At 58.2% G+C, this 25,303-nt stretch carries 25 protein-coding genes; 5 read left to right on the forward strand and 20 right to left on the reverse strand.

The genetic code is table 11. The annotated features are described in order from the left end of the window. Positions 1 to 7: 7 nt before the first annotated feature. The 7 genes from ACFPM8_RS11180 to ACFPM8_RS11210 all read right to left on the reverse strand — a co-directional run bounded on the left by ACFPM8_RS11180 (position 8) and on the right by ACFPM8_RS11210 (position 7,979). Positions 8 to 1,402 carry a multicopper oxidase family protein gene (locus ACFPM8_RS11180; RefSeq protein ID WP_378997621.1) on the reverse strand — a complete coding sequence of 465 codons (1,395 nt, stop codon included), beginning with the start codon at positions 1,400 to 1,402 and terminating at the stop codon, positions 8 to 10. A gap of 27 nt (positions 1,403 to 1,429) precedes the next feature. Continuing rightward, on the reverse strand, positions 1,430 to 2,839 hold the full coding sequence (locus ACFPM8_RS11185) for a TolC family protein (protein WP_378997622.1): 1,410 nt from the start codon (positions 2,837 to 2,839) through the stop codon (positions 1,430 to 1,432). Between the two features lie 9 nt (positions 2,840 to 2,848). Then, positions 2,849 to 3,238, reverse strand: a complete 390-nt coding sequence (locus ACFPM8_RS11190) for a hypothetical protein (protein ID WP_378997623.1) — start codon at positions 3,236 to 3,238, stop codon at positions 2,849 to 2,851. Positions 3,239 to 3,990: 752 nt separating this feature from the next. Further along, positions 3,991 to 4,746, reverse strand: coding sequence for a TolC family protein (locus ACFPM8_RS11195; protein ID WP_378997624.1), 756 nt, complete (start codon positions 4,744 to 4,746; stop codon positions 3,991 to 3,993). Positions 4,747 to 4,881: 135 nt separating this feature from the next. Beyond that, on the reverse strand, positions 4,882 to 5,274 hold the full coding sequence (locus ACFPM8_RS11200) for a hypothetical protein (RefSeq protein ID WP_378997625.1): 393 nt from the start codon (positions 5,272 to 5,274) through the stop codon (positions 4,882 to 4,884). Positions 5,275 to 5,284: 10 nt separating this feature from the next. Continuing rightward, positions 5,285 to 5,704 (reverse strand): Cu(I)-responsive transcriptional regulator, encoded by a 420-nt coding sequence (gene cueR, locus ACFPM8_RS11205; protein WP_378997713.1) that lies wholly within the window; start codon positions 5,702 to 5,704, stop codon positions 5,285 to 5,287. Between the two features lie 4 nt (positions 5,705 to 5,708). Beyond that, positions 5,709 to 7,979: a heavy metal translocating P-type ATPase gene (locus tag ACFPM8_RS11210; protein ID WP_378997626.1), complete on the reverse strand. Its 2,271-nt coding sequence runs from the start codon at positions 7,977 to 7,979 to the stop codon at positions 5,709 to 5,711. A gap of 211 nt (positions 7,980 to 8,190) precedes the next feature. Between ACFPM8_RS11210 and ACFPM8_RS11215 the strand changes: the two genes are divergently transcribed. Continuing rightward, positions 8,191 to 8,388, forward strand: a complete 198-nt coding sequence (locus ACFPM8_RS11215; RefSeq protein WP_378997627.1) for a heavy-metal-associated domain-containing protein — start codon at positions 8,191 to 8,193, stop codon at positions 8,386 to 8,388. Here ACFPM8_RS11215 and ACFPM8_RS11220 read toward each other — a convergent pair. Both ACFPM8_RS11220 and ACFPM8_RS11225 read right to left on the reverse strand, forming a co-directional pair. Continuing rightward, the gene (locus tag ACFPM8_RS11220; protein ID WP_378997628.1) at positions 8,367 to 9,734 is read right to left on the reverse strand and encodes an MFS transporter; all 1,368 of its coding nucleotides are present in this window, start codon (positions 9,732 to 9,734) and stop codon (positions 8,367 to 8,369) included. The two genes, ACFPM8_RS11215 and ACFPM8_RS11220, sit on opposite strands and share 22 nt — an antisense overlap. Positions 9,735 to 9,814: 80 nt before the next feature. Next, positions 9,815 to 10,483, reverse strand: a complete 669-nt coding sequence (locus tag ACFPM8_RS11225; RefSeq protein ID WP_378997629.1) for an alpha/beta hydrolase — start codon at positions 10,481 to 10,483, stop codon at positions 9,815 to 9,817. Between the two features lie 472 nt (positions 10,484 to 10,955). On the opposite strand from ACFPM8_RS11225, the gene ACFPM8_RS11230 reads away from it, so the two are divergent. Continuing rightward, positions 10,956 to 11,228 (forward strand): hypothetical protein, encoded by a 273-nt coding sequence (locus ACFPM8_RS11230; RefSeq protein WP_378997630.1) that lies wholly within the window; start codon positions 10,956 to 10,958, stop codon positions 11,226 to 11,228. A gap of 245 nt (positions 11,229 to 11,473) precedes the next feature. On the opposite strand, the gene mog is transcribed toward ACFPM8_RS11230, so the two are convergent. Both mog and yjgA read right to left on the reverse strand, forming a co-directional pair. Then, complete coding sequence (gene mog / locus ACFPM8_RS11235; protein WP_378997631.1) at positions 11,474 to 12,106, reverse strand: molybdopterin adenylyltransferase; 633 nt, start codon at positions 12,104 to 12,106, stop codon at positions 11,474 to 11,476. Next, positions 12,081 to 12,695, reverse strand: coding sequence for a ribosome biogenesis factor YjgA (gene yjgA / locus ACFPM8_RS11240; protein WP_378997632.1), 615 nt, complete (start codon positions 12,693 to 12,695; stop codon positions 12,081 to 12,083). Before yjgA ends, mog begins: the two co-directional genes overlap by 26 nt. Positions 12,696 to 12,770: 75 nt before the next feature. Between yjgA and pmbA the strand changes: the two genes are divergently transcribed. Further along, complete coding sequence (gene pmbA / locus ACFPM8_RS11245; protein WP_378997633.1) at positions 12,771 to 14,135, forward strand: metalloprotease PmbA; 1,365 nt, start codon at positions 12,771 to 12,773, stop codon at positions 14,133 to 14,135. Between the two features lie 147 nt (positions 14,136 to 14,282). Here pmbA and ACFPM8_RS11250 read toward each other — a convergent pair whose 3' ends face one another. The 9 genes from ACFPM8_RS11250 to argH all read right to left on the reverse strand — a co-directional run bounded on the left by ACFPM8_RS11250 (position 14,283) and on the right by argH (position 23,139). Then, a complete protein-coding gene (locus tag ACFPM8_RS11250) occupies positions 14,283 to 15,008 on the reverse strand; it encodes an ABC transporter ATP-binding protein (protein WP_378997634.1) in 726 nt (241 codons plus the stop codon). Continuing rightward, the gene (locus ACFPM8_RS11255; protein ID WP_378997635.1) at positions 15,005 to 15,766 is read right to left on the reverse strand and encodes an ABC transporter ATP-binding protein; all 762 of its coding nucleotides are present in this window, start codon (positions 15,764 to 15,766) and stop codon (positions 15,005 to 15,007) included. The genes ACFPM8_RS11250 and ACFPM8_RS11255 overlap by 4 nt, the downstream gene beginning before the upstream one ends. Then, on the reverse strand, positions 15,766 to 16,644 hold the full coding sequence (locus tag ACFPM8_RS11260; protein ID WP_378997636.1) for a branched-chain amino acid ABC transporter permease: 879 nt from the start codon (positions 16,642 to 16,644) through the stop codon (positions 15,766 to 15,768). Before ACFPM8_RS11260 ends, ACFPM8_RS11255 begins: the two co-directional genes overlap by 1 nt. Positions 16,645 to 16,648: 4 nt before the next feature. Then, positions 16,649 to 17,530, reverse strand: coding sequence for a branched-chain amino acid ABC transporter permease (locus ACFPM8_RS11265; protein WP_378997637.1), 882 nt, complete (start codon positions 17,528 to 17,530; stop codon positions 16,649 to 16,651). Positions 17,531 to 17,684: 154 nt separating this feature from the next. Then, positions 17,685 to 18,854 (reverse strand): ABC transporter substrate-binding protein, encoded by a 1,170-nt coding sequence (locus ACFPM8_RS11270; RefSeq protein ID WP_378997638.1) that lies wholly within the window; start codon positions 18,852 to 18,854, stop codon positions 17,685 to 17,687. Positions 18,855 to 19,238: 384 nt separating this feature from the next. After that, the gene (locus ACFPM8_RS11275) at positions 19,239 to 19,697 is read right to left on the reverse strand and encodes a hypothetical protein (protein WP_378997639.1); all 459 of its coding nucleotides are present in this window, start codon (positions 19,695 to 19,697) and stop codon (positions 19,239 to 19,241) included. Next, a complete protein-coding gene (locus ACFPM8_RS11280; protein ID WP_378997640.1) occupies positions 19,691 to 20,584 on the reverse strand; it encodes a DUF6402 family protein in 894 nt (297 codons plus the stop codon). The genes ACFPM8_RS11275 and ACFPM8_RS11280 overlap by 7 nt, the downstream gene beginning before the upstream one ends. Continuing rightward, positions 20,581 to 21,258, reverse strand: coding sequence for a PAAR domain-containing protein (locus ACFPM8_RS11285; RefSeq protein ID WP_378997641.1), 678 nt, complete (start codon positions 21,256 to 21,258; stop codon positions 20,581 to 20,583). Before ACFPM8_RS11285 ends, ACFPM8_RS11280 begins: the two co-directional genes overlap by 4 nt. Before the next feature lie 486 nt (positions 21,259 to 21,744). Next, on the reverse strand, positions 21,745 to 23,139 hold the full coding sequence (gene argH / locus ACFPM8_RS11290) for an argininosuccinate lyase (RefSeq protein WP_378997642.1): 1,395 nt from the start codon (positions 23,137 to 23,139) through the stop codon (positions 21,745 to 21,747). Positions 23,140 to 23,278: 139 nt separating this feature from the next. Here argH and ACFPM8_RS11295 point away from each other — a divergent pair, with 139 nt between their 5' ends. After that, positions 23,279 to 24,391 carry a sensor histidine kinase gene (locus ACFPM8_RS11295; RefSeq protein WP_378997643.1) on the forward strand — a complete coding sequence of 371 codons (1,113 nt, stop codon included), beginning with the start codon at positions 23,279 to 23,281 and terminating at the stop codon, positions 24,389 to 24,391. A gap of 70 nt (positions 24,392 to 24,461) precedes the next feature. Next, on the forward strand, positions 24,462 to 25,271 hold the full coding sequence (locus ACFPM8_RS11300; RefSeq protein WP_378997644.1) for a LytR/AlgR family response regulator transcription factor: 810 nt from the start codon (positions 24,462 to 24,464) through the stop codon (positions 25,269 to 25,271). Positions 25,272 to 25,303 lie beyond the last annotated feature (32 nt).

The raw sequence follows: 25,303 nt of genomic DNA on the forward strand, positions 1-25,303 counted from the left end.
AATTCAATTAATGATCGCTGTGTGAACCTCCTCTTTTGATCACTTTCAGGACTTTTTCGCCTGGTTTGGCAGCCATGCGTTTGGCGTCTGGTGCCTGAGTGGCAACCGGCATGGCGGCATCATCGCCTTTCCATTCGTAGGCCAGCGTGCCAGGAGGGTGTTTGTACCAGCCCGGATCTTTGTAATCGTTGCTGGCGAGACCTTTACGTACCTTCACCATGGTAAACATGCCGCCCATTTCAATACCGCCAAATGGGCCGGCACCGGTCATCATCGGCAAGGTGTTGTCCGGCAGCGGCATTTCCATTTCACCCATAGAACCGCCTTTGTCTCCCATAACCATGTAGTCGGGGACCAGCTGGTTGATTTTGTTAAGCACATCGCTCTGATCTACGCCAATCATGGTGGGCACCTCATGGCCCATCGCATTCATTGTGTGATGGGACTTATGGCAATGAAATGCCCAGTCGCCGAGATCAGTGGCATCGAATTCGATGGCACGCATTTGACCGACGGCGATATCGGTGGTCACTTCCGGCCAGCGCGATCCCGGTGGCGTCCAGCCACCATCGGTACCGGTCACGACAAACTCATGCCCATGCAAATGAATCGGATGGCTGGTCATGGTCAGGTTGCCGACGCGGATGCGAACTCGGTCGTTCTGGCCGCACACCATCGGGTCAATACCTGGAAACACACGGCTGTTGAACGTCCATAGGTTAAAGTCGAGCATCGTGTTGGTTTTCGGCGTGTAGCTGCCCGGATCGATGTCGTACGCATTGAGCAGGAAGCAGAAATCGCGATCGACTCGATGCTGACTAGGATCTTTCGGATGCGTGATCCAGAACCCCATCATGCCCATCGCCATTTGCGTCATTTCATCGGCGTGCGGGTGATACATGAACGTGCCGGGCCGCTTCGCAATGAATTCATAAACGAAGGTTTTACCCGGCTGGATGCCTGGTTGTGTCAGGCCGGTTACGCCATCCATGCCATTAGGCAGCCTTTGCCCATGCCAATGAATGCTGGTGATTTCTGGCAATTTATTAGTGACAAACATCCGTACCCGGTCACCTTCTACGACCTCAATGGTCGGCCCTGGCGACTGACCGTTATAGCCCCATAAGTGAGCTTTCATGCCCGGTGCAATTTCGCGCACCACCGGCTCGGCTACCAGATGGAATTCCTTGACACCGTTTTTCATTCGCCAAGGCAAGGTCCAGCTATTGAGAGTGACCACCGGGTTATACGGCCGCCCGTTTGGCGGCGAAAGCGGCGGCTGGGTTGCCGCACCATCCATCGTAACGGCTTCAGGAAGCGATGCAGCGCCGACCCGGCTGACCAAGCCTGCGCCAACAGCAATCGCACTCGCGCCGCTAATAAAATCTCTACGTGACACCATGGTGACTATCCTTTGCTTATTCGTTGATTAATCAGTAGAAGCGGCGGCAGAAGCGCCGGCTTTGCTACTGATGCTTGAGGATGAACGGCCGGTCTGCGCCATCTTTAATGCCGAGTCGGCGATCCAGTAATCGCGCAGCGCCTCGATCGAGCCGTTGACGCTCACGACCTGCGCACGGGCGTCGGCCAGTAACGTGAAAACGCCGATCAACATGCCGTTGTAACGCAGCATTTGTTCGTCGAAGATCCGCTTTTTGAGGGGGACGATTTCATCGCGATAATGTCTGGCGATGTCATAGGAGCTGCGATAACGGGCATATGCTTCGCGCACATCCGAGCGCGCGGTGATGGCCATTTCTGCGGAGCGGTTCACCGCCTGCATATACAGCGCTTCCGCTTTCGCCACTCGGGCGCTGCCCCAATCGAACAATGGGATTTCAAGCTGGATCGAATAGCCGTTTTCGCGCGATGGACTCTGGTTGTAGTTGTTGTGCATTAGGCCAACGTCGAGAATGTTGATAAACCGCGTGGTCTTGGTTAGCCCCAACGATGTCGCCAGGCCGGACAATTCGCGCTTGGCCATCATGATGTCGAGCCTGTTTTGCATGGCTTGCACCTCGACATCGGCAATGTCTTCTGGCGCTTTCGGAAGATCGGGCAGACGATCCGGTAGCTGAAATGCGGTACGCTTCCCCCATAGTCCGAGCAGACGCGTCAGCTTTTCGCGTTCTGCTACTTGTGTCTGCGCCGCCCGCGCCAGCTGCACAGTGACATCGGCATAAAACGATTGCTCGCGCGCCTGCTCCAGCTTGTTCCAGTTACCGACCGCCGCCATTTTGCGCGCCAGCTCGGCGCCGGCTTCGGCCGACACTTTGACTTGCTCCATGTATTTGACGGTTTCTTGTGCTGCAACGGCAGAGAAATAGGCATGACGCGTTTCATCGGCAACAGTCAGTGCGTCGCCGGCGGCGCGGAATTGCGCCTGTTCGAAACGGCGGCGCTCAATCTTGCTGGCGAACGGCATAGTCAACAGACTCATGACCGGCAGCATCAGCGAACGGTCAATTTCGATATCATCGCCACGGCGCAGGCGGCCGAACGAAAAGGATGGATTGGCGATACGTCCGGCCTGCACCAGGTTGGCTTCGGCGATACCCAACTCGCCATAATCGGCCTGTAGTCCCTTGTTATTGAGCAGCGCAATCTTGACCGCGTCATCAACGGTGAGAGGTTTGGCAAGAAGTGGTTCTATCGTATTGGCAACGCTTGCGGCATCGTCTTCAGACTTGATCCATTTGACGTCTTGACCAATACGCTCTTTCGTCAATGACTGTACCGACGAGAAGCCGCCGTCTTGTGAAAATGAAGCACAGCCGGCCAGGAACAAGACTGAAGCTGCGAGTGCGATCGGGCGAAGAGTGACAGAAAATAATGGCATGGTCGCTTCTTAAGGCTTTTGCAAGCCGTTTTGACTTGGCGTCGCATGCGGCATGGAGTGCGGCGCATGACTGGATGGAGTTGTTGGCTTTTTTTCTGGGGCAGTGGTGCTGTTCGCCTTCATGTCCCCCATGTTTTTTTCAGTCATGCCCTTCATGTTTCCCATGCTGGTGTCGGTCATAGCATTGGGCTGACCGATGTCGGCGTTGGACTTCCGCCATGATTGCAATTCAGGATCTTGATAGCTTTTGTAATCAGAAAAGACAGATTTGTAGGGCGCGCTAGAAACAACCGCTTGCGGATTTTGTGGATCTTCTGTAGCGGGTTGCGCATTAACCGCGAACGGAGTTAATACAATGGCGGCACAGATCGCGCGCCTCGTATGGGGGGAGGGAATCATGATGTCCTCGATGCTTCAAAATCGAATGAAATGCAAGATGCGCACGCAAGTGCACAGCTCATGCGAATGCAGAACCTACAATGTGCGACGGCAGGCGGCGATAGCCTGAGGTCGACAGTTCAATTCTGAAATTTAAATGACGAGGGAATGTGGAGGCCGTTCGAGGCCGTCCGGAAAGTGCGCGGTGAATTGGACAACTAGATGGGAGTTTGACTCCAAACCGGTTTGGAGCGGTGCAATCGGATCAAGGATTACAGGGGGACTGATTGCCGCACTCAGACAGCAAGACGCACACGCACTGCATTTGGTCGCACCGTGATGGTGAGAACTGTCTGTAGACGCTTTTCCCGATGAGGTGTGGGAAGAATCAGCGACATCTTGATGGTCATCGTTTGGCGACAATACCTCATGATGATGAATCTGGCTTTCCTGATCAAAACTCACGCTGTCCTCCTCATGCATTGAAGAGTTGGACATAAGGTGATGATGCGCTATCCCGCAGTCAAGCATTCCGGAAGATGCGAAGCCTTGCATAGGCAGAGCAAAGACCAAAAGCCACAATATTGCGATTTTTAGGATGCGAGACATGGGCGTGAGTATAGGTCAAAAATAAAAGGCTAACAATGCAGGTATCGCAACTCGGATTATGGATCATTAGGAGAGTGATCAATGCCACAACTCCACGGCATGGTTATGCCAAAGTACAAATGAATCGACATATATTCCGCTGTCGCGGCTGCTTTATTTCAATCCTAAGAGGAAATAAGGTGAAATCGTTCATTGAATGGATGCGAGTTAAGCTGGCAATGATGTCGGTGCCAATCGCAATGCTCAAGTTGGCTCGAATACACATTGATTTTAATGAGTAGGGATATAGCAAGAAGTTGGTTGAAATTGCCCGCTTTTGCCATTTTGGTCGCCAGTTCGCTGCCGGCCGAGGCGGCGCTCTCGACCTGTTCCTGATAGCCGATGCTTTGGTTGGCGGCGACGCTTTGGTAATACGCGTTGCGGGTCGCGGCAGCCACTTGCAATACCTGGTTGGCGACCGTCAATTTGGTGTGCTGAAACTGCCGTTGCTCGATTTTGGCGCTCACCGGCAGCGTCAACAGCTGCATGATGGCCAGCGAAAAACTGCGCTCGATCTTGATATCTCCGCCGTCGCGGGTATGGCTGAAACTGAAACCGGGATTGGCCAGACGACCGGCTTGCACCAGGTTGGCTTCGGCTATCCCCAACTCTTCGTATTCGGCTTGCAGACTGCGATTATTGAGCAGGGCGACCTGGACCGCATCATCGACCGACAGCGGCTTTTGCAGCAGTTGATCTATGGTTTGCTGCAGTTCAACCCGTTCCGCTTCGGTGTGCGTCCAGCTGACTTCTTTCCCCAGCCGCTGTTGCGCGATATCGCGCACCTGGCCAAAGCCGTGGTCGTCGCTGAAGCTGGCGCAACCGGCCAGTGTCACCAGCAACATGGCAGGCAGCACGCGCCTGCGCATAAAAATAGACATGAAAACCTCGTGGATGTGAGGCAATGCAATGGCCTCCAACGCCGGCGCAAAAATGCGCACGACGGAATTGCCCATCATATTGCGATGCAATCAGGCTTGCCACTCTTGAAAAGCGGCAAGCTACGCGACAAGGAATTACACGAGGGAGGAGGGCGGCCGTTCCGGATTTTCCGGCGTATAGCCGACAAAACCCGAAAGCCTCAGGCGGGTGTAGTGCGCGCTCAATGCCGGCAACTTGGCGGCGACCGTGGTCGACACCGGCATCATGCCGATGCAGCAGGCGGCGCAGGAACTGCAGGAGCTGGAAGTTTTGCCGTGCGAGGCGGCGTCATGCTTGGCATGGGTTGCGGAGTGATCCGACAGCTGAACTTGCTGATCCGCATGGTGGTGCGGCGTGGAAGAGGCGCTGGTCTCTGCGGTTTCCGACGAGGCGCAAAAAACCATTGCCGCCGCTGCATATCCCTGTAACGGGAGTGCCAGCGCCAGCAATAAAATCAACAGGTTTTTCAGGCGGCTTATCGGAAACATGAGCGCGATTTTAGCATTGACTATGGTTTGGACCGGAGCAAGTCCCGCCTCCCAAGCCTTCCAGGATCGGGCATTCAGGCCGCGCATCGCCGTGGCAATCGTGCGCCAGCCGCTCCAGCGTCGCCTTCATTGCTTGCAATTCGTTGATCTTGTCGTCCAGCTCGCGGATATGGCTCAGCGCCAGTTGCTTGACCTTGCTGCTGGAGCGCGATTGATCGAGCCAGAGCCCGATCAGTTCGGCAATCTGCTTCATCGAAAATCCCAGCAGCCGGCCTTGCCGGATGAAGCGCAGCAAATGGATATCGCGCTCGGCATAGGTGCGATAACCGGCATCGGTGCGGGCCGCTTTCGGGATCAGGCCGATTTCTTCGTAATGCCGGATCATCTTGGCCGAGACGCCGGAGGCTAGCGCGGCATCGCCGATATTCATGGCTTCAGTGTGCATGTGCGGACTCCATCGCAGATACGGTCACGGTCTTGCCAGTGGTGGCGGCTGCGCCGGACGCCGGTCGCCAGCGTCGCAGCAGCAAGGCATTGCTGACCACGCTGAGGCTGCTGAAAGCCATCGCCGCCCCGGCCAGTACCGGATTCAGGTAGCCCAGCGCCGCCAGCGGAATGCCGACCACGTTAAAGATAAATGCCCAGAACAGGTTTTGCCGGATCTTGCGATAAGTGCGGCGCGAGATCGCAATCGCGTCCGCCACCAGCGCCGGATCGCCGCGCATCAGCGTGATGCCGGCGGCTTGCAGCGCGACATCGGTGCCGGTCGACATCGCAATGCCGACGTCGGCGGCGGCCAGCGCCGGCGCGTCGTTGATGCCGTCGCCGACCATCGCCACCACCGCGCCGTTCTTTTTCAAATCGGCGATGACCCTGGCTTTGTCGGCGGGCAGGATCGCCGCATGTATTTCCGCAATGCCCAATTGCTTGCCGACCGCACCGACGCTGCCCCAATTGTCGCCGCTTAGCATGACCACCCGGATCGCTTGCCGTTGTAGCTGTTCAATCGCGGCTTTGGCCGACGGCTTGAGCGCATCGCCAAAGGCCAGCAAGCCGCGCACCGTGCGCTGGCCGTCCAGTTCGCCGGCCAGCCAGGAGACCGTGCGGCCTGCGCCTTCCAGCGCCGCCGCGCGCGTTTCCAGCGCGCTGGTATCGACGCCCAGTTCGCGCATCCAGCGCGAGCTGCCAAGGTAACAAGCCTGATCGCCGACTCTAGCTTGTATGCCGCGACCGGCCACCGTTTGCACATTGGATGCGGCCGGATAGTGTAGATTTTTCTGCGCGGCGGCGGCGATCACGGCGCGCGCCAGCGGATGTTCGCTGTTGTGCTGCACCGCTGCCGCTAGAGTCAATAAATCGTCGGCAGCGGATTGTTCGTCGCTGCTCGGCTGCCAGGCCACCAGCGTCGGATGGCCGACGGTCAAGGTGCCGGTCTTGTCGAAAGCGACCACGCTGATGCGGTGCGCCAACTCCAATGCTTCGGCATCTTTGATCAGGATGCCGTAGCGGGCGGCGATCCCGGTGCCGGCCATGATCGCGGTCGGCGTCGCCAACCCCAGCGCGCAAGGACAGGCAATCACCATCACCGCCACCGCATTGAGCAGGGCTTGCTGCCAATCGCCGCTGAACAGGCCCCAGCCGAGCAGCGTCAGCAGCGCGATCAGCAGCACCACCGGCACGAATACCGCGCTGACCCGATCGACCAGGCGCTGGATCGGCGCCTTGGCTGCTTGCGCGTGTTCCACCATGCGGATAATCCGGGCCAGGGTGGTTTCGGCGCCGACCGCGGTGGTGCTGACCAGCAGCAAACCTTCGCCATTGATGGCGCCGGCAGTCACGTGATCGTTAGGCTGTTTCGGCAGCGGCAGGCTCTCGCCGGTCAGCAAGGATTCGTCGACGTGGCTTTGTCCTTCCAGCACCACGCCATCCACCGCGATGCGCTCGCCGGCACGTACCACCACCAGGTCATCCACTTGCAGCGCACTGATGGCAAGTTCGCGGTCAACCCCGTCGCGCCGCACCGTCGCGCGTTCCGGCTGCAGCGCATGCAGGGCCCGGATGGCATCGGCGGTCTGGCGCTTGGCGCGGGTTTCCAGCCATTTGCCGAGCAGCACCAGCGTGATGACCGCCGCCGACGCCTCGAAATAAAGATGCGCCATCGCGTGCATGTCCTGCGTCAGCAATTGAAATAGCGACAGGCCGTAAGCGGCGCTGGTGCCGAGTGCCACCAGCAAGTCCATATTGCCGGCGCCCGCCTTCAGCGCGCGCCAGCCGGCTCGATAGAAGCGGCCGCCAAGCCAGAACTGCACCGGCGTTGCCAGCGCCAATTGCCACCAGCCGGGGAGTTGCCAGTCGCCGCCGAACAGCATCAGCAGCATCGGCAGGATCAACGGCAGCGTCAGCAGTGCCGAGGCGGCGACCGGCCACCAGCTCGGCACTTTGCCGGCGGATGGGCTTGTCGGTTGCGGATCGACGGCCGGCAGCGCGGCGACATAACCCGCTGCCGCCACCGCCGCCAGCAACTGTTCTGCGGCTACCGCGCCGCTTGTGGTGAGAGTGGCTTTTTCAGTCGCCAGGTTGACCGACACGGCTTGCACGCCGGGGACCTTTTGCAAGGCTTTTTCAACCCGGCCGACGCACGACGCGCAGCTCATGCCTTCGATTTGCAATTGGAATTCGGTGTTGGCTGTACTCGCGTTGCTCATGATTAAGTTCCGCTCAGGGATGTTGGTGAATGGGCACCTCTAAAAACCTACTGCGCAGCCCAATTTCGGGGCTGCGCAGTAGGTTTTTAGAGGTACCCGAATAGATAATGGACCTTCCCACCATGGCAAGGTCAAGCGTGAATTTTAACTTGACCTTGCCATGGTGGGAAGCTTGATATTGGCGATTCCAACAACCAACGGAGTAACGACGATGATTGAATTCGCTGTGCAGGATATGACTTGCGGCCATTGCGCGAGCCGCATTACCAAGGCCATCAACGACGTCGACAGCGGCGCAAAAGTCGATGTCAGGATCGAACAGAGGAAAGTGTTGATCGACAGTAAAGTTGGTATCGCCACATTGGCCGAGGCAATCAGGGAGGCCGGCTATACGCCGCTGCCGGCCTGAGAGGTTTTGCTTGATGCCGCGGACAGGGCAGGGCGATCAAGTCCATGCTCGCCCTGTGCCGCAGCTGCCGGGAATACCTGCGGATACTGGAGTTGATACCAGTCCTTGACCTGCTCATGATCCAGACTGAAGAATTCACGAAAACGCGGCACCAGCACGAAGCCGGTGGCGCACACCGTCGACGCCAGGCCAAAGGCGATATACACGTGGCTGACGCTCCAATGGGTCAATGCCGCCCCGGCCGCAGCCGGTCCCAGCGCACCGGCAACCAGCGTGCTCATGATATTGACTGCGGTGATGCGTACCCGAAAATCCCTGGGTATCGCCAGCGTCCGATGGGTCAGACCAATCAGGACCACCGCCGAGTTCGCCATCCCGGCACACAGGAAGGCAGCCATCAACACCAGCGGCCATTGCGTGAAACCGGCCAGTGTCAACGCCAGTCCCTGGATCACCCCGGCGCCGACTCTGACCTGGTAACGGCCGAAGGTTTTAGCCAGAAATCCGGCGCCCCACAAGGCGCCGCCCAACATGCCCAGCGATAGCGCGGCCTCGCAGGCCCCCAGCCATGCGCCTGACAAACCCAGCGCTTGCACCTTCAACGGAATCAGCATGGTGAGCGCGGGCCCCATGAATATCCACGTAATGAAATTTACCAGAGTCCAGCCGCGCTCCAGCGGGACCTGCCACTTCACCGCCAGGCCTGCTTTCAGATCGAACCACCAGTGCGCCGCACCCGAGGTTTTCAAGACAGCCGCGGACGGCGGCGGAATGCGGGTCGCCAGCATCGCCGCCAGCATCAGCAATGCGCAAGACAGCCACAAGGCGGCCGGCGTGCCGGCGGCTGCCAACATGCCGCCGCCCAAAGCCGGTCCGGCAATGCGACCGGCAGCCTGCGCGGTTTTTTGAAGGCTTAAAGCGTCCGACAACTTCTCTGCCGGGATTAATTCTGCGGCAATGGTGGAGGAGGCTGGGGTGATGATGGTGTCGCTCACGGTGGTCACGATTCCCGCAGCGATTAACAGGACAATGTTGTAGTGACCGCAGCTGGCGAGTATGGCGACCAGCAGTGCGATGGAGGCACGGGCCGCCAGGCCGACAGCGATCTGCGTGCGCTTCGGGATCCGATCGCCAAACGGCGACCACAGCGGCATTGCTATAAAGGCTGCGACCGACAGCACCATGCCGTACAGCGCCAGGTCGCGGGCGCCGCCTTGATGCGCGATCCACCACGGCAGCACGACGTAGCCGACCATCTGGGCCAGCAACATCAGCGCATCGCTGATCAAGAGGGCGCGAAACGGCCGCCCCATGTTATCCAGACGGTGTTTTACCCCGTTCCGCATGTTTTCCTTGAGTTGTTGTCGGCAATTAAAAACGGCCCGCATGGGTTGCGGGCCGTTCCTGGACTGCTTATTTCTTTGTTTTAGCCCAACACGCGCCGCAGCCAGCTGCCGATATCCGCCACTTCTTCCGCGCATACCGAGTGCTGCATCATGTATTCGCGCCATTCGACCTGATAGCCGAGTTGCTGCAGCAAGTCGCGCGATTGTTCGGCGCGGAGCACCGGCACCACCGGATCTGCGCGTCCGTGCGCCTGGAAAATCGGTGTCTGCTGGTTGGCGGCGTGGCGTTCGGCGTCGGTCTTGTCGTGCAGCGGCAGGTAGCCGGACAGGCACATCATGCCGGCCAGCTTCGCCGGATGGCGCAAGCCGGTCTGCAACACCATCGCGCAGCCTTGCGAAAACCCGGCGAGCACGATTTTATCGGCCGGGATGCCGCGCGCGATTTCTTGCGCGATCAGTTCTTCAATCTCGGCCTGCGACTTGCGCAAACCGGCTTCATCCTCGCGTTGAGTCAAGTCGCCGCTGCGGATGTCGTACCAGGCCGGCATCACGTAGCCGCCGTTGATGGTCACCGGCATCACCGGCGCGTTCGGGAAGACAAAGCGGATGCCGGGGCAGCCGCGCAGATCCAGTTGATCCACGATAGGCACGAAATCGGAACCGTCGGCACCGAGGCCGTGCATCCAGATGACGGCTGCGGCCGGATTCGGGGCGGTTTCGATTTGGATGGTTTCCAGTTTTGTTGTCATTGTGTTTTCAGATCAATGTTGATGGGGACGATTTGCGTCAGGACAGCATTATTCCAGAGTTCAGCAGGTAGGGCGGAAAAGCGTAGCCCTTGCAGGGTGCGTATCCGCTGGCAGGCAGATACCGTTCAGCAGGCGGATGGCATGCCATCCGAAACCCTTGCTTCACTCTTCCGCCATTTTCGATGCATCAAGCGTCTGTGACGCATCCATCGGCGGATAACGCTGCGCTCATCCGCCCTACAGACGGTTGCAGATTTTAAAACAGATTCTTAACCACATTCGAGGTCGAGGTTGTGGATATAATCGGCGTCGTTTTTTACCACGCTTGCAGTCTCCTCTGAAAACCGTAGCGAGCGGCCCAAGGTCGGGGCGAGAAGCACAGCCGTACGGAGGTACGGCGAGCATCGCAGCCCCGAGATTGGACCGCGCAGTAGGTTTGCAGAGGAGACTTACTTTCAAGGAATCTCATCTAATGAGCATCGGCATCATCAATGCATTCGTCGTCAAATACATGCGCACCATCGAAATGGTGGGCGTGCTGATGCGTGTTTTTAGTTTTAGCCTGGTCAGCTGGCTGGGGCCGGACAGTCCGTTTTTATTCGTCTGGATTTTCAATACGGTCGACGCCACCATGTTGTCCTGGTGTTCGGTGCTTAAGCGGGATAACGCTTATAGCGTTTTGAATGTGTTCTGGATCATGGTCGGCGTAATTGGGATACTGCGCGCCGGGAACATGATCCACTAAGGCCAGTGTTAATCAACTGAGCGACTTGAACGCCAGACAGCGCCCAACTAACCGTTGACGGTCAACGCCGGTAGGGCGGATGAGCGAAGCGTTATCCGCCGCTAGTGTCCTGAGTTGTTAATTATTCAATGAATTAACAACTCAGGACACTAGATGCACCACCTGTATTCGGTACGTCTACCAAGGTGAAGCGGCGGATAACGCTGCGCTCATCCGCCCTACAGTAGTCCGGCGGGTCATCAAGTTCAGACAGCTTTTGATTTCAGTGCCGACTTCGGCCTGAAGGCCTTGCACACGGCCTCGTTGGTTTCCACATACGGGCCGCCGATCAGGTCGATGCAATAAGGCACCGCGGCAAAGATGCCGGACACCAATTGCTTGCCGTCGGCATCTTTCAAACCTTCCAGCGTTTCCTTGATCGATTTCGGCTGGCCCGGCAGGTTCAGGATCAGCGCTGCGTGATCGGCGATTTCGCGGATCACGGCCACTTGGCGCGACAGGATCGCGGTGGGGACGAACTGCAGGCTGATCTGGCGCATTTGCTCGCCGAAACCGGGCATTTCCCTGGTGCCGACCGCCAGCGTCGCTTCCGGCGTCACGTCGCGCCGCGCCGGGCCGGTGCCGCCGGTGGTCAGCACCAGATCGCAGCGCTGTTGATCCACCAGTTCGATCAGGGTTTGTTCGATCAGCGGTCGTTCATCTGCAATCAGGCGGGTTTCGACTTGCCACGGGCTGCTTAGGGCGGCGGTGAACCAGTCCTGCAAGGCGGGGATGCCTTGATCCTGGTAGACGCCGCTGCTGGCGCGGTCGGAGATCGAGACCAGGCCGATTTTCAATTGGCCTGGCGCTGACTCAGGATTCGTCGTGGTCCCGTTCATCGTGCTCGTCTTCGTCATCGTGGTGATCGGCGTCGTCATGCTCGGCTGACGGCTTTTGCAACTGTTTCAACAGCTGGAAAATCTCGCGATACGCCTTCGGCGGTTTGTTCTCGGCCTGTTCCTTGCGGGCATTGCGGATCAGCGTGCGGGTGTGCTGCACATCCAGTTCCGGGTGCTGGGACAGCAGCTCGGTCAATGCCGCATCGTTCTTCAGCAGGCGGTCGCGATGCCGTTCCAGCGCGTGCATGGCGGCGGTGTCGGCTTTCGACAAGCCTCTCCAGCTGTCCAGGGTTTTCTGGATTTCGGCGATTTCGTGAGGTTCCAGCGTGCGCATCTTTTTGCCGACGTATTGGGTCTGGCGGCGGCGTCCTTCGTGATCCTTGATTTGTTGGCACTCAAGGATGGCGTCGCGCACATCTTCCGGCATTGGCACCCGCTTGACGCGGTCGCGCGATTCGGCGATCAACTCTTCGCCGAGCTTCTGCAGGGCGGTCATTTCGCGCTTCAATTGGGATTTGGAGGGACGGTCGTATTCTTGTTCGAACTCGCTGGACTGGAAGCCGCAGGAGCCCCGATTGGGATTTGGCATGATATTAAGGGTGAAACCATTCTGTAAACGACTGCTATCATAACCGTTTTATCCGCCAATCAAAGAAAACCAACTATGAGCGACTCCGTATTTATCCATAGCCAGGACCAGTTGCAGCAGCTTGCACAGGACGTATTGCGTTTTGCCCGGGACCTGGGCGCGTCCGGCGCCTCGGTCGAAATCAGCGAGGGCAGCGGCCTGTCGGTCGCCGTGCGCAAGGGCAGCGTCGAAACCATCGAGCAAAACAAAGACAAGGGCATGGGCGTCACCGTCTACTTGGGCGACGAGGGCCACACCCGGCGCGGCAACGCCAGCACCTCGGACTTTTCGGCCAAGGCACTGAAAGATACGGTCGAGGCGGCGTATAACATTGCCCGTTTTACATCAGAGGACGATTGCGCCGGCTTGCCCGATGCCGACACGCTCGAAATGCACCCGCTGGACCTGCAACTGTGTTCGCCGTGGCTGATCTCGGCGGAAGAGGCGGTCGAGTTGGCCAAGCGCTGCGAAGCGGCGGCCTTCGCGGTCGACAAGCGGATCACCAACAGCGAGGGTGCGGGCGTCTACGCCCAGCAATCGCATTTTGTCAGCGCCAACTCGCGCGGTTTCATGGGCGGCTATCCGTTCTCGCGGCATACCATTTCGGTTGCGCCGATTGCCGGCCGCGGCGGCAATATGCAGCGCGACGACTGGTATTCGTCGATGCGCGATCCAAAGCAACTGGCGCAGCCGGAAGCGGTCGGCCGCTATGCCGCGGAACGCGCGCTGGCACGCTTGAATGCACGCCAGCTCGATACCCGCAAATGCCCAGTGCTGTTTGAAGCGCAGCTGGCAGCCGGTCTGCTGGGGGCTTTTGTGCAAGCCGTGTCGGGCGGCGCGCTGTACCGCAAATCGACGTTCTTGCTGGATACGCTGGGCAAGTCGGTGTTCCCTGCGCATATCCAGATCGTCGAAGATCCGCACGTGATCGGCGCGGTCGGCTCGGCCCCGTTCGATGAAGAAGGCGTCAAGACCCAGCGCCGCGAAGTGGTCAAGGACGGCGTGGTGCAAGGTTATTTCCTGTCGACTTATTCGGCCCGCAAACTGGGCATGAAAACCACCGGCAACGCCGGCGGTTCGCACAATCTGTCGCTGACCTCGTCGCTGACCAAATCTTCGGACAATTTCAAGGCGATGTTGAAGAAACTCGATACCGGCTTGCTGGTCACCGAGCTGATGGGGCAGGGGGTGAATTACGTGACCGGCGATTATTCGCGCGGCGCGTCCGGCTACTGGGTCGAAAAAGGCGTAATCCAATACCCGGTCGAGGAAATCACGATTGCCGGCAACATGAAGGAGATGCTGGCGCAGATCGTGGCGATAGGCGCCGATACGCTGATTCGCGGCACCAAGCAGACTGGTTCGATTTTGATCGAGAGCATGACGGTGGCGGGCAATTAAGCAGGCCAGTTTTCATCGTATCTATGGGTAGGGCGGATGAGCGTAGCGTTATCCGCCGTTTTACATTCCTTCGCACATCCAACGGCGGATAACGCTGCGCTCATCCGCCCTATCTCTCGTTTTTAGTGGGTGCAATGGTACAGCCGATCACCCACCCAAATACGCCTCCAGCACCTTCGGATTATTCAACAAATTGCTGCCGCTATCGGCCAGCACGATCTTGCCGGTTTCCAGTACGTAGCCGTGCTGCGCAATCCGCAGCGCCTGCCGCACGTTTTGTTCGACCAGCAGGATGGTCAGCCCGGTGCGATTGATTTCCTGGACGATGCGGAAGATTTCCTGCACCAGCAGCGGCGCCAATCCCATCGAAGGCTCATCCAGCAGCAGCACGCGCGGCTTGGCCATCAGCGCGCGGCCGATCGCCAGCATCTGCTGTTCGCCGCCGGACAGGTTGCCGGCCAAGCCGTCGCGTCGCCGCTGCAGCACCGGGAACAGCGTATACACCCACTCCAGATCCCGTGCGACTTGCGCCTTGTCCTTGCGGGTGTAGGCCCCCAGCGCCAGGTTTTCGGCGATGCTTAATGTGGTCAACGTGGCGCGCCCTTCGGCCACTTGCACCACGCCGCTTTGCACGATCTTGTGCGGCGCCAGCCTGGTCAGCTCCAGCTGGTCCAGCAAGACCTGACCGCGGGTCGGCTTCAGTAAGCCGGAAATCGCCAGCAGCGCAGTACTTTTGCCGGCGCCGTTGGCGCCTACCAGCGCGGTGATTTCGCCTTCGTTGAGCGCCAGGCTTATGCCTTTGACCGCCTCGATATGACCATATGAAACCGCCAGATCCTGTACCCGTAATATCGGCTTTGCGTTGCCCGTCATTCCGCTTCTTCCTTGCCCAGATAGGCTTCGATCACTTCCTGGTTATTCTTGATTTCGCCGGGCGTGCCTTCGGCGATGATACGGCCGAAATTCAACACCGCGATGCGGTCGCACAAGCCCATCACAAAGCGCATGTCGTGCTCGATCATGAAGATGCTGAAGCCGCGTTGCTTGATGTTCAGGATCTCGGTCATCAGCTCGGTTTTTTCCGCCGGATTCATGCCGGCCACCGGCTCATCCAGCAGCAGCAACTTGGGCTTGGTGGCCAGCGCTCGGGCGAATTCCAGCTTGCGCTGTTCGCCATACGACAGGCTGTCGGCCAGCATTTGCGCCTTGTGATCGAGGCGGACCCAGGACAGCAGCTCTAGCGCCCGCTCGCGGGCTTGGGCCTCGATCCGGCGATACGACCCGAGATTGAACAGCAAGCTGCCAAAGCCGTAGCCCATATGCTCGTGCATGCCGACCACGACGTTTTCCAACAGGGTCATTTCCTTGAACACGCGGATGTTCTGGAATGTACGGGCGATGCCGCGCTCGGTAATCTTGTGCGGTGCCACCTTGCCGATATCCTGGCCGTCGAACTGGATGCCGCCGCCGGAGGCGCGCAGCAGGCCGGTGATCAAGTTGAAGACCGTGGTCTTGCCGGCGCCGTTGGGGCCGATCAAGCCGAAAATGCCGCCTTGCGGCACGTTGAAATTGACGTCTTGCAGCACTTGCAGGCCGCCGAAATTCTTGCTGATATTTTTGAGTTGCAGCATCAGTTGACTCCCGCCGTGCGGCGCTTGCGCTGGAGAAAAGCGCGCATCCGGCGCGGGTCCCAGATCCCCTTCGGTAAATACAAGATGACCAGCACCAGGATCAAGCCGTTGACGGCCAGGCGATAGTGGTTGAAGTCGCGCAGCGCTTCCGGCAGCAGGGTCAGCACGATCGCGCCTATGGTCGGGCCGATCAATGTGCTGCTGCCGCCGAACACCGCCATGGTCAGGATGTCGACCGCGTTTTCGAACGCGTAATTGCCGGGCCCGATGGTGAAGGTGTAGTGCGCATTGAGGCCGCCGGCAACGCCGGCGATGGCGGCGCCGATGACGAACGCCAGCAGCTTGTAGCCGGCGACGTTGATGCCCATCAGGCGCGCTGCGACTTCATCTTCCTTGATCGCTTCGAACGCGCGGCCGATTTTCGAACGTCGGATTCTGGCCAGCAGATACAGCGTCAGCGCCAGCAGCAATACGATATGCCACCATTCGGTGGTCAGCGGGATGCCGTTCAGTCCCAACGGGCCGCCGGTGATGTCCAGGTTCAGCACCACCACCCGCACCACTTCGCCGAAGCCCAGCGTCGCCATCGCCAGATACACGCCGGACAGGCGCAGGGTAGGGATGCCGATAATCAGCGCCACCAGCGCCGGCAGCGCGCCGCCGGCGGCTAGCGCCAGCGGGAACGGCAAGCCGGTCTGCATGCTGATCAGGGCTGCGGTGTAAGCGCCTATGCCCATGAAGGCGGCATTCGCCAGCGACAGCAAGCCGCACGACAGCGTGACGTAAATCGAGAGCGCCAGCATGGCGTTGACGCCGAAGCTGAAAATGACTGTGTTGTAGGTCGACCAGAAGCCGTCCCACCATTCCATGAATCCCATGCTGTTACGCCTTCCTTTCCAGCACTTTGCCGAACATGCCGGACGGCTTGACCAGCAAAATCAAAAACAGTAAACCGAATCCCACCGCATCGCGGAAATCGCTTGAAATATAAGCCACGGTCAGCACTTCGGCGCAGCCCAGGAACAGCCCCGCCAGCATGGCGCCGCGAATATCGCCCATGCCGCCCAGGATGATGACGGCGATTCCCTTGTGCAGCATCGGCTGTCCCATGAACGGCGTGATCGCGTTGAACGACAGGCCGACCAGCACGCCGGCTGCGCCGCCCAATGCGGCGGCGGCAAACGAGGTCAGGTAAAACAAGCCTTCGACATTGATGCCGAGCAGGTAAGCGGCTTTCGGCGATTCGGCGATTGCGCGCAACGCTCGGCCGAGCTGGGTGCGGCGCATGATCGCCAGCAGCACCACCATCAGCACAAATGAAATCACGACGATGCCGATTTGCACCGCGGTGACATGCAATTGACCCCAATTGAAACTGTCTTCGGGGATGGTGCCGGCCGGGAAGCGCTTGTTTTCCGCGCCGAACAAGCCTTGCGCCAGACTGGTCAGGATGGTGGCGACGCCAATCGTCGCGATCATCGGCGCCAGGTGCGGCGCATTGCGTGCGCGCAGCGGCCGCAGCACCAGGAAATCGACCAGCAGACCGAGCGCGCCGGACGCCAGCATCGCAATCACCATCGCCAGCCACAGCGGCAGTGCCAGTTGTTCGACCAGCAGCAGCGCGGCATAACTGCCGAGCATGAAAATCGCGCCATGCGATAAATTGATGACGCCAAGCACGCCGAAAACCAGCGTGAAACCCAACGCAAACAGCGCGTAGACGCTGCCGAGCGAGAGGGCGTTGATGAGTTGTTGTTGGAGCATGGAGGCTTTTCTTTAATACCAAGCGAGATTAGTTAACCGGGGTGCAGTACGCGAGCAGTAGTTAATAGGGGTCAGAGTTTTTTTTCGCAGCAGTATTGCGAAAATTACTCTGACCTCTATTAACGGGCCACGGAGTAGTAACTTTTAAAAAGTTTTACTTTAAAAGCACAAACTTGCCGCCTTTTGCGATATTCACAATCGCCTCCTGCTGCGCATCGTAGCCAACTTCCTTGCCGCCGGCCGCCGGCGCCTTGCGGAACGCAAACTTGCCGGTCGCGCCATCGACAGTCACTGCCGGCAATGCATCGCGCAACGCCACCCTATCCTTGTCGATGGCGCCGCTCAGTTTGACCTTCGTCAGCGCCGCGGCAACGATATGCAACGCGTCATAGGCTTGCGCCGCAAATTGATCCGGGTCGCTGCCGAATTTCGCCTTGTAAGCGGCGATGAAAGCCTGGTTGGCCGGGGTCAGGTTTTCCGACGACCACGGGCTGCCCATGATGGTGCCGTCGCCGGCGCCCTTGGCGATGTCGAACAGCTTCGGCGAGTTGAGGCCGTTGCCGCCGATGAAGGGCTGCTTCATGCCCAAGGCGCGGGTTTGCAGGATGATGTTGGCGGCTTCTTCGGTCAGGCAGGAACAGACGATGGCGTCCGGGTTGGTGGCCTTGATCTTGGTCAGCTGCGCTTTGAAATCGACATCGCCCTTGGCATACGCTTCGGTGGTGGTGACCGGGATCTTCTGGCTGGTCAGGGTGGCCTTGAACACGTCGTAGCCGCTCTTGGTAAACGCGTCGTCGTTACCGTAAATGATCGCCACTTTCTTGATCCCGTAATGCTTGACCGCGGCGCGCGTGGTGACCGGCAACACGTCCGCTTCCATGACCGAATTGCGGAAGGTGAACGGCCCCATCGCCGTGATGCCGTCGGCGGTATTGCTGGTGCCGAAAGCGACCACTTTCGAGGCGTTGGCGATCGGGTCGGCGGCAAACGCCGAGTTGGACAGCGTCGGGCCGAACACCAGCAGCACCTTGTCCTTGAAAATCAGTTTTTTGAAGACGTTGATGGCTTCTTCTTTTTTGCCTTGCTCGTCTTCGACGACCAGCGCCAGTTTGTTGCCGTTGACGCCGCCCTTGGCGTTGACTTCATCGGCAGCCAGCGTAAAGCCATTCTTGATGGCGACGCCGTATTTGGCCGCCGGGCCGGTCAGGGCCGCAGCCAGACCGAGTTTGACATCGGCCGCCTGCGCGGAACTGACCAGGCTGGCACCGAGGACGAGTGCCGAAGATGTCGTAAATACGGTTTTAAGAACGGCGTTGAATTGCATTTTGTATCCTCCAAGTGACCGAAATAGTGAATGCGGATTGCTTGCGGACTGCATACCGAACAAGCTCGGGCAAGCGGCAAGGACGATCCATCCGCTGCGCGCGCGAGCGTTGCAAGGAACACAGTTCTTATCGTTTTTTTCTTGACGCACGCTGGGTGGGTGCACCAAAAGTGAACAAAGTATAAGGGATTTTCGGTTCGAAATTCCCTGTACGCAACTTATTCATTAGCCAGGTAAAGGAGGTGTTTTACACTGGACTGGCGCGGCTTTTGGCCGGCTCGGGGGAGGTGTTGCGTAAGGCGGGGGATTATACCCGGCGTACAGGCAAAATGTTTGTACGCCGGGGAAATTTATTGTGATTGATATGGCATTTGCAGGGCTCTACTAATTCAATAGTGCGCTTGATGAACTTCTCTTTCCATAGCGAGGCTCGCTGAGCGCAGAGATATTTTTTAATGTCTCCGCGTCTTTCGGTAGCTTGATTATGCCGCCATCCATTGCTCCTGCTCCGGTGTTAACTATGAGTTTGTTATCAAGCCAGAATATTTCCGCAATCGGCATTGCACGTGCATATATCTCCCCAATAAATTTATCGTCCGAGGAATACACTCTTACATAGCCGTTCATGCTGTAAAGAGCATCGCCCCCCTGTCCTGGCATGCGAATACCTGGTATCCACTCACCTAAACTAAATACCTTGAATCGCTGGAAATAGAACTCCTTGTTTGGGCTGTATTCTTTGTCATCATACGGCGCTCCTTCATGCCACCTGAAATAAATAAAGCAGGATGCCAGCACGAGCAAAGTGATAAAAATCAACGAGCGTTTTTTAATCGTTACCACGGTATAGGTATCTCCATTCCTTTGGGTACTTGCACCCACATGACATCCGAATACACCACGAAATCACCACCTGCATTGTGCAATTTTTGGTAGCGCCGGAAGTCCTCGTTAAACACGGGCACCAAGCCGGGAAATGTCTCGGCCAGCTCGCTCTTATCTTTCATTTCGAACAGCGTCATATATGCCGCTGTTTCTGCTTTATGCAGCAAGCGGCTGTTGCTCCATACGCCGAGCGGAAAATTCTGCTCGAAGATCGAGTCGCTGTTGAAATCGTAAGTGTCGCGCAGGTAAATGCCGATGTGCTTGACCACAAACGTATCCTGTTTCAGCAACCAGTCGGGGTATGCTTCACCGACGACCGCCAGCTTGAAAAGCCCTTCGCCGATAGCACCGTACAGCTCGTCGAGCACGTCCAGTTTTGTGCCGAACTCCTTGATATTGACCTGGCATACGCTATCCAGCTCGCGCGCCGACATGGAACGACTGCCCAACTTGAACGGCAACACATGCTGGGCCTTCCAGCCTGCTTTTTTTAATTTTGCTTTAAGTCTGTTTATTCCGTTTTCCGTTGTCCAATTCTTGTATAGGTAGTTGAGCGCTTCCACTGCACGTGGAAATTTCAGTAGCCACGCCATCTTGATAATCTGGTCGTTGTACTGTGTTGGAGTGAGATTGAGAGGGTCAACTTTCCCTAATTTGATATCGCGCGGCATCACCCAAGCCGGTTCAATCGAAAACCAATGACGCATGATCTGCGCTGCCATTTTCCAGCCCATCTTGTCCATGGTGTCCGGGATATCGCGGAGCTGCAAAATCTCCATCGAACATTGCACGCCTTCGCGGTCACTGCAAGGCGTTGTCATTGCAACGGCAATCGGGATACTCATCGTTTAGCCACCCCGATTTGCGTTTGCACTGCGTATTTCAGGCTGACTTCTTGCGGCGACGAGGAATATGCCTCGACGGTTTTACCTTCGATGTCCAGCATGTCGTGATGTTCGCCAAATCCGGCCTTAATGCTGTACGCGACACCCTCCGCTGGTTGTTGGCCAGTGCTATCAACTACCACGAAATGCTGGTCGTATTGATTGGTTTCTTTTCCCGCAAATGCATTTTTTCTATAGCCGTTGACGTTCAAGTCTGGATCCGCATCCGACCTGAACTGAGACGCCAGCGTAGCGCCGGCAGTCATCCCAAACGGCGCCACGCCAAGCAATGCCGCCAGTTCCGCAAAGCTCATCGGCGTCTGCTGCCGCGACAGGATATACCCGGCCGCTTCCGGGCTGATCGGGCTACCGCCATCGCCGATAAACACATTCGGCGAGCCGCTGGTCACCGTTGCGCCGCAGGATGTTGTGTCGTTGACGCGGACGGCAGGCTTGCCGTTGATGAAAACGGTGGACGAGCCTTTGCTGATGGTTTGCTTGTCGTCGCTGCTGCAATTGACCTCGCTGCTGACGTAGGCGGCCGGCTTGCCGTTGATGAAGACATTAGATGAACCTTTGATGATGCTGCCGCCGTGCGACAGCGGGTCGCCGACCCTGGCTGCTGGTTTTGCCATTGCGTTTCTCCCTGATGCCAATGATGGATGTATTAATCAATTGGTAATGCCGAAGGGATGCTAATGGACAAATACACAATAAACAATAAGGAAACACTTAAATGACAGGCGAATCGAGGGCTTGGCGAGGCGCCAATTGCCTTGATCTTCAATAAAACCTTGGTCGCTGGAAGAAAGGTGGGATGTCGCTTAAAAGCTACGATCAAAAGCGAACAAACCGCGAGTGCGGTTTTGTGCACACCCGCTGCGGCCTTTTACGGGCGGTAGCAGGGGTAATTGGATAATTTGCTACGCTGCGATGGCGCTTAAGCTCTGTTTTACGATCGCTTGTTGGTGCTTCAAACTTCCTGCTTAGTCAGTTGGGGACAGAGTAATTCGCCACGCTTCGGTGGCTCTTAAACTCTGTCCCGCAATTGTTTTTGTTTAGCTGGGGACAGAGTAATTCGCCACGCTTCGGTGACTCTTAAACTCTGTCCCGCTATTCATTTAGCTTAGCTTTTCGCGCAAATACTGAATCGCCAGCCGCACCTGATTCGGCGCGGTGCCGCCGATATGATCGCGGGCCGCGACCGAGCCTTCCAAGGTCAGCACCGCGAAGATATCGGCTTCGATCAGCGGCGAGAATGCGCGCAGCTGATCGAGCGTCAAGTCGCTCAGGTCGCACGCCTGGTCGACGCAGCTGCGCACCGCATGGGCCACGGCTTCGTGGGCGTCGCGGAACGGCAGGCCCTTCTTGACCAGGTAGTCGGCCAGGTCGGTGGCGGTGGCGTAGCCTTGCAGCGCCGCGGCCCGCATCGCTTCCGGCTTGACGCTGATGCCGCGCGCCATGTCGGCGAAGATGCGCAAGGTGTCGGTCAGCGTGTCGACGGTGTCGAACAGCGGTTCTTTATCTTCCTGGTTGTCCTTGTTGTAGGCCAGCGGCTGGCCTTTCATCAAAGTCAGCAGGGCGACCAGGTGGCCGTTGACTCGGCCGGTCTTGCCGCGCGCCAGTTCCGGCACATCGGGGTTTTTCTTTTGCGGCATGATCGACGAGCCGGTGCAGAAACGGTCGGCGATGTCGATGAAGCCGACCCGCGGGCTCATCCAGATCACCAGCTCTTCCGACATGCGCGAGATATGCGTCATCACCAGTGCCGCGGCGGCGCAGAATTCAATCGCAAAGTCGCGGTCCGAGACCGCATCCAGCGAATTGCGGCAGACATCGTCGAAACCGAGCGTGGCGGCAACTCGCTGACGATCGATAGGGAAAGTGGTGCCGGCCAGTGCGGCGGCGCCCAGCGGCAGGCGGTTGACCCGCTTGCGGCAATCCTGCATGCGTTCGGCGTCGCGCCCGAACATCTCTACATAAGCCAGTACGTGATGACCGAAAGTGATCGGTTGCGCCACCTGCATGTGGGTGAAGCCGGGCAGGATGGTGTCGGCGTGCTGTTCCGCCAGGTCCAGCAAGGCCAGCCGCAGCTCGCGCAGCAGGCCGTCAATATCGTCGATCGCGCCGCGCATGTAGAGCCGGATGTCGGTCGCCACCTGATCGTTGCGTGAGCGGCCGGTGTGCAGCCGCTTGCCGGCATCGCCGACCAGCTCGGTCAGGCGCTTTTCGATGTTCAGGTGGACGTCTTCCAGGTCCAGCAGCCATTCGAACTGGCCGGCGGCGATTTCGCCCTGGATCTGGCTCATGCCCTTCTGGATCGCGGCATAGTCGTCGGCGCTGATGATTTGTTGGTGGGCCAGCATCTCGGCATGCGCCAGCGAGCCCTGAATGTCCACTTCGGCCAGGCGCTTGTCGAAAAATACCGAAGCGGTATAACGTTTGACCAGGTCCGAGACCGGTTCGGAAAAGCGGGCCGACCAGGCTTCGCCTTTTTTGGAGAGTTGTGCTGTCATAATTGAGGCCCTGGAAATTCCTGTGGATGTAAGTCTGTGAATCACGCGATTATAGAGCAAGCCAATAAGCTACCCAATAAACAAAACAACAACGCCGCCGCCAAGCAACCGTCCCATTCCTACATCCCCGCGCCAAACAATGTCTTCACCGAATCCGCCTGACAACACTGCCGCCCAGCAACCCAGCGAAGTTGTCATCCCCGATTGCTGCAATCTGGGGGTCGCGTTCCGGACCCTGATGGCGGTCAATCTCGGCATGATGATCAATGCCTTGCTGCGCATGGACAACTTGTCAACGGCGTTGCTGAGTTTTATCGAACATTCCGGCCTGGTTGAAGCGACCTGTTTCCTGTCCTTGTTCATGTTGTGTTGTTTGCAACGGGTGGCGCATGCGATCCCGGTCTGGGGGCAGCGTCTGTTATGCGCGGCGGTGCCGGCTGTATTGACGATTATCGTGATGCGGCTGTTGTATGAGTTCGGCTGGTTTCTCAGCGGGTTTTCGCAGCTGAGCGCGGGCGAGGGCATGCCGCTGGCGGCACTGGTGGCGGCCTTGTTCGGGATTGTGCTGCAACACTATTTTGAGTTGCGCGCCAAGGCCTTTTCACCGGTGCTGGTGGAGGCGCGCTTGCAGGCATTGCAGGCGCGGATTCGTCCGCATTTCCTGTTTAACAGCCTCAACGCGGTGCTGTCGCTGATCCGGACCGAACCGCGCCGGGCCGAAGCGGCGCTGGAAGATTTGGCCGATTTGATTCGGGTATTGATGCGCGACGGCAGCGTCATGACCACGCTGGAAAAAGAAATCCGATTGTGTCGGCAATACCTGTCGATCGAAAAGATCCGCCTCGGCGACCGCCTGAAAATGCAGTGGGAGCGCGACGGCATCAGCGACGAAACCATCTATCGAGCCCAGGTCCCGACCCTGTTATTGCAGCCCCTGATCGAAAATGCCGTACATTACGGCGTCGAGCCGAGCACCGGCCCGGCGCTGATCCGGATTCAATTAAGCCGTTCGCTGGACCGGATTGAGATCGTCATCACCAATCCCTATAATCCGTACCGCGGCAAAGGCGTGACAGCGCTACCAGAAGGCAACCAGATGGCGCTGGATAATATTCGCGAACGGCTGTCTTTGCTTTACGATGTCGAGGGGCAATTGACGACCGCAACCACGCTCGGGCAGTTCGAAGTACGGGTGCGGTTTCCTTACGTTAAAGCCGCGCTCAATACGCCAAAGAAAAATAAACAACGCTGATCAGCCATTAAGCAATCACTAAGCAGCCATCAAGCAATCATTAACCAACCGATAAGCTCATCGTTTCCCCATGATCCCCCGCATATTTATTGTCGATGATGAAGCCCCTGCGCGCGCCAGATTGGGCACCTTGCTATCCGATATCGTCGCCGACTGTCCGCATTATCTGGTGGGCGAGGCGGCGCATGCGCAGGCAGCGCTGGACGGCATTGCCGCCACCGCGCCGGATGTGGTGTTGCTGGACGTGCAAATGCCGGGCATGAGCGGCTTGCAGCTGGCCGAGCATTTGATCGACGCCGCCAAAAAAAATGCCACCGAGCCGCCGTTGATTATCTTCGTGACCGCCTACGACGATTACGCGCTCAACGCGTTTGACGTGCAAGCCTTCGATTATTTGCTGAAGCCGGTACGCGCCATGCGGCTGGCGCAAGCCATCATGCGCGCCAGCCGCTGGCGCCGGCCATCGCAACCGGCGGCGCCGGCCGATGCCGGCGCCGCGCCCGACATGGCGCGCCGCCGTCAGTATTTCTCGGTGCAGGAGCGCGGCCGTCTGCTGCTGGTGCCGGTGACCGAGGTGATCTACCTCAAAGCAGAGCTGAAGTACGTGACCTTGCGCACCAAGAGCAAGGAATACCTGATCGAAGATTCGCTGGTGTCGATCGAAGAAGAGCTGGCGGAATACTTCGTGCGGGTGCACCGCAACGCGCTGGTGGCGCGCAACGCCATCGTCGGCGTCGAACGCGCCACCAATGCGGTGGATGCCGATGACGGCGTTGCCGAAAAAACCATGGAAACATGGCAAACCATACTGCGCGATATCGATCACCGCTTGCCGATTTCACGGCGGCAGTGGGCGGTGATCAAGGCGCTGGTGCGCTAGCCGACATTCGTCTGCCACGCATCGTAGGGTGG

This window comes from Paraherbaspirillum soli (assembly GCF_042654985.1).
In the GTDB taxonomy this organism is placed as follows: Bacteria; Pseudomonadota; Gammaproteobacteria; order Burkholderiales; family Burkholderiaceae_D; genus Paraherbaspirillum; species Paraherbaspirillum soli.

Bases quoted from the DNA above. Each gene is read 5' to 3' on its own strand.
- ACFPM8_RS11180 (WP_378997621.1), bottom strand. From the start codon at position 1,402: ATGGTGTCACGTAGAGATTTTATTAGCGGCGCGAGTGCGATTGCTGTT.
- ACFPM8_RS11185 (WP_378997622.1), bottom strand. From the start codon at position 2,839: ATGCCATTATTTTCTGTCACTCTTCGCCCGATCGCACTCGCAGCTTCA.
- ACFPM8_RS11190 (WP_378997623.1), bottom strand. From the start codon at position 3,238: ATGATTCCCTCCCCCCATACGAGGCGCGCGATCTGTGCCGCCATTGTA.
- ACFPM8_RS11195 (WP_378997624.1), bottom strand. From the start codon at position 4,746: ATGTCTATTTTTATGCGCAGGCGCGTGCTGCCTGCCATGTTGCTGGTG.
- ACFPM8_RS11200 (WP_378997625.1), bottom strand. From the start codon at position 5,274: ATGTTTCCGATAAGCCGCCTGAAAAACCTGTTGATTTTATTGCTGGCG.
- cueR (WP_378997713.1), bottom strand. From the start codon at position 5,704: ATGAATATCGGCGATGCCGCGCTAGCCTCCGGCGTCTCGGCCAAGATG.
- ACFPM8_RS11210 (WP_378997626.1), bottom strand. From the start codon at position 7,979: ATGAGCAACGCGAGTACAGCCAACACCGAATTCCAATTGCAAATCGAA.
- ACFPM8_RS11215 (WP_378997627.1), top strand. From the start codon at position 8,191: ATGATTGAATTCGCTGTGCAGGATATGACTTGCGGCCATTGCGCGAGC.
- ACFPM8_RS11220 (WP_378997628.1), bottom strand. From the start codon at position 9,734: ATGCGGAACGGGGTAAAACACCGTCTGGATAACATGGGGCGGCCGTTT.
- ACFPM8_RS11225 (WP_378997629.1), bottom strand. From the start codon at position 10,483: ATGACAACAAAACTGGAAACCATCCAAATCGAAACCGCCCCGAATCCG.
- ACFPM8_RS11230 (WP_378997630.1), top strand. From the start codon at position 10,956: ATGAGCATCGGCATCATCAATGCATTCGTCGTCAAATACATGCGCACC.
- mog (WP_378997631.1), bottom strand. From the start codon at position 12,106: ATGAACGGGACCACGACGAATCCTGAGTCAGCGCCAGGCCAATTGAAA.
- yjgA (WP_378997632.1), bottom strand. From the start codon at position 12,695: ATGCCAAATCCCAATCGGGGCTCCTGCGGCTTCCAGTCCAGCGAGTTC.
- pmbA (WP_378997633.1), top strand. From the start codon at position 12,771: ATGAGCGACTCCGTATTTATCCATAGCCAGGACCAGTTGCAGCAGCTT.
- ACFPM8_RS11250 (WP_378997634.1), bottom strand. From the start codon at position 15,008: ATGACGGGCAACGCAAAGCCGATATTACGGGTACAGGATCTGGCGGTT.
- ACFPM8_RS11255 (WP_378997635.1), bottom strand. From the start codon at position 15,766: ATGCTGCAACTCAAAAATATCAGCAAGAATTTCGGCGGCCTGCAAGTG.
- ACFPM8_RS11260 (WP_378997636.1), bottom strand. From the start codon at position 16,644: ATGGGATTCATGGAATGGTGGGACGGCTTCTGGTCGACCTACAACACA.
- ACFPM8_RS11265 (WP_378997637.1), bottom strand. From the start codon at position 17,530: ATGCTCCAACAACAACTCATCAACGCCCTCTCGCTCGGCAGCGTCTAC.
- ACFPM8_RS11270 (WP_378997638.1), bottom strand. From the start codon at position 18,854: ATGCAATTCAACGCCGTTCTTAAAACCGTATTTACGACATCTTCGGCA.
- ACFPM8_RS11280 (WP_378997640.1), bottom strand. From the start codon at position 20,584: ATGAGTATCCCGATTGCCGTTGCAATGACAACGCCTTGCAGTGACCGC.
- ACFPM8_RS11285 (WP_378997641.1), bottom strand. From the start codon at position 21,258: ATGGCAAAACCAGCAGCCAGGGTCGGCGACCCGCTGTCGCACGGCGGC.
- argH (WP_378997642.1), bottom strand. From the start codon at position 23,139: ATGACAGCACAACTCTCCAAAAAAGGCGAAGCCTGGTCGGCCCGCTTT.
- ACFPM8_RS11295 (WP_378997643.1), top strand. From the start codon at position 23,279: ATGTCTTCACCGAATCCGCCTGACAACACTGCCGCCCAGCAACCCAGC.
- ACFPM8_RS11300 (WP_378997644.1), top strand. From the start codon at position 24,462: ATGATCCCCCGCATATTTATTGTCGATGATGAAGCCCCTGCGCGCGCC.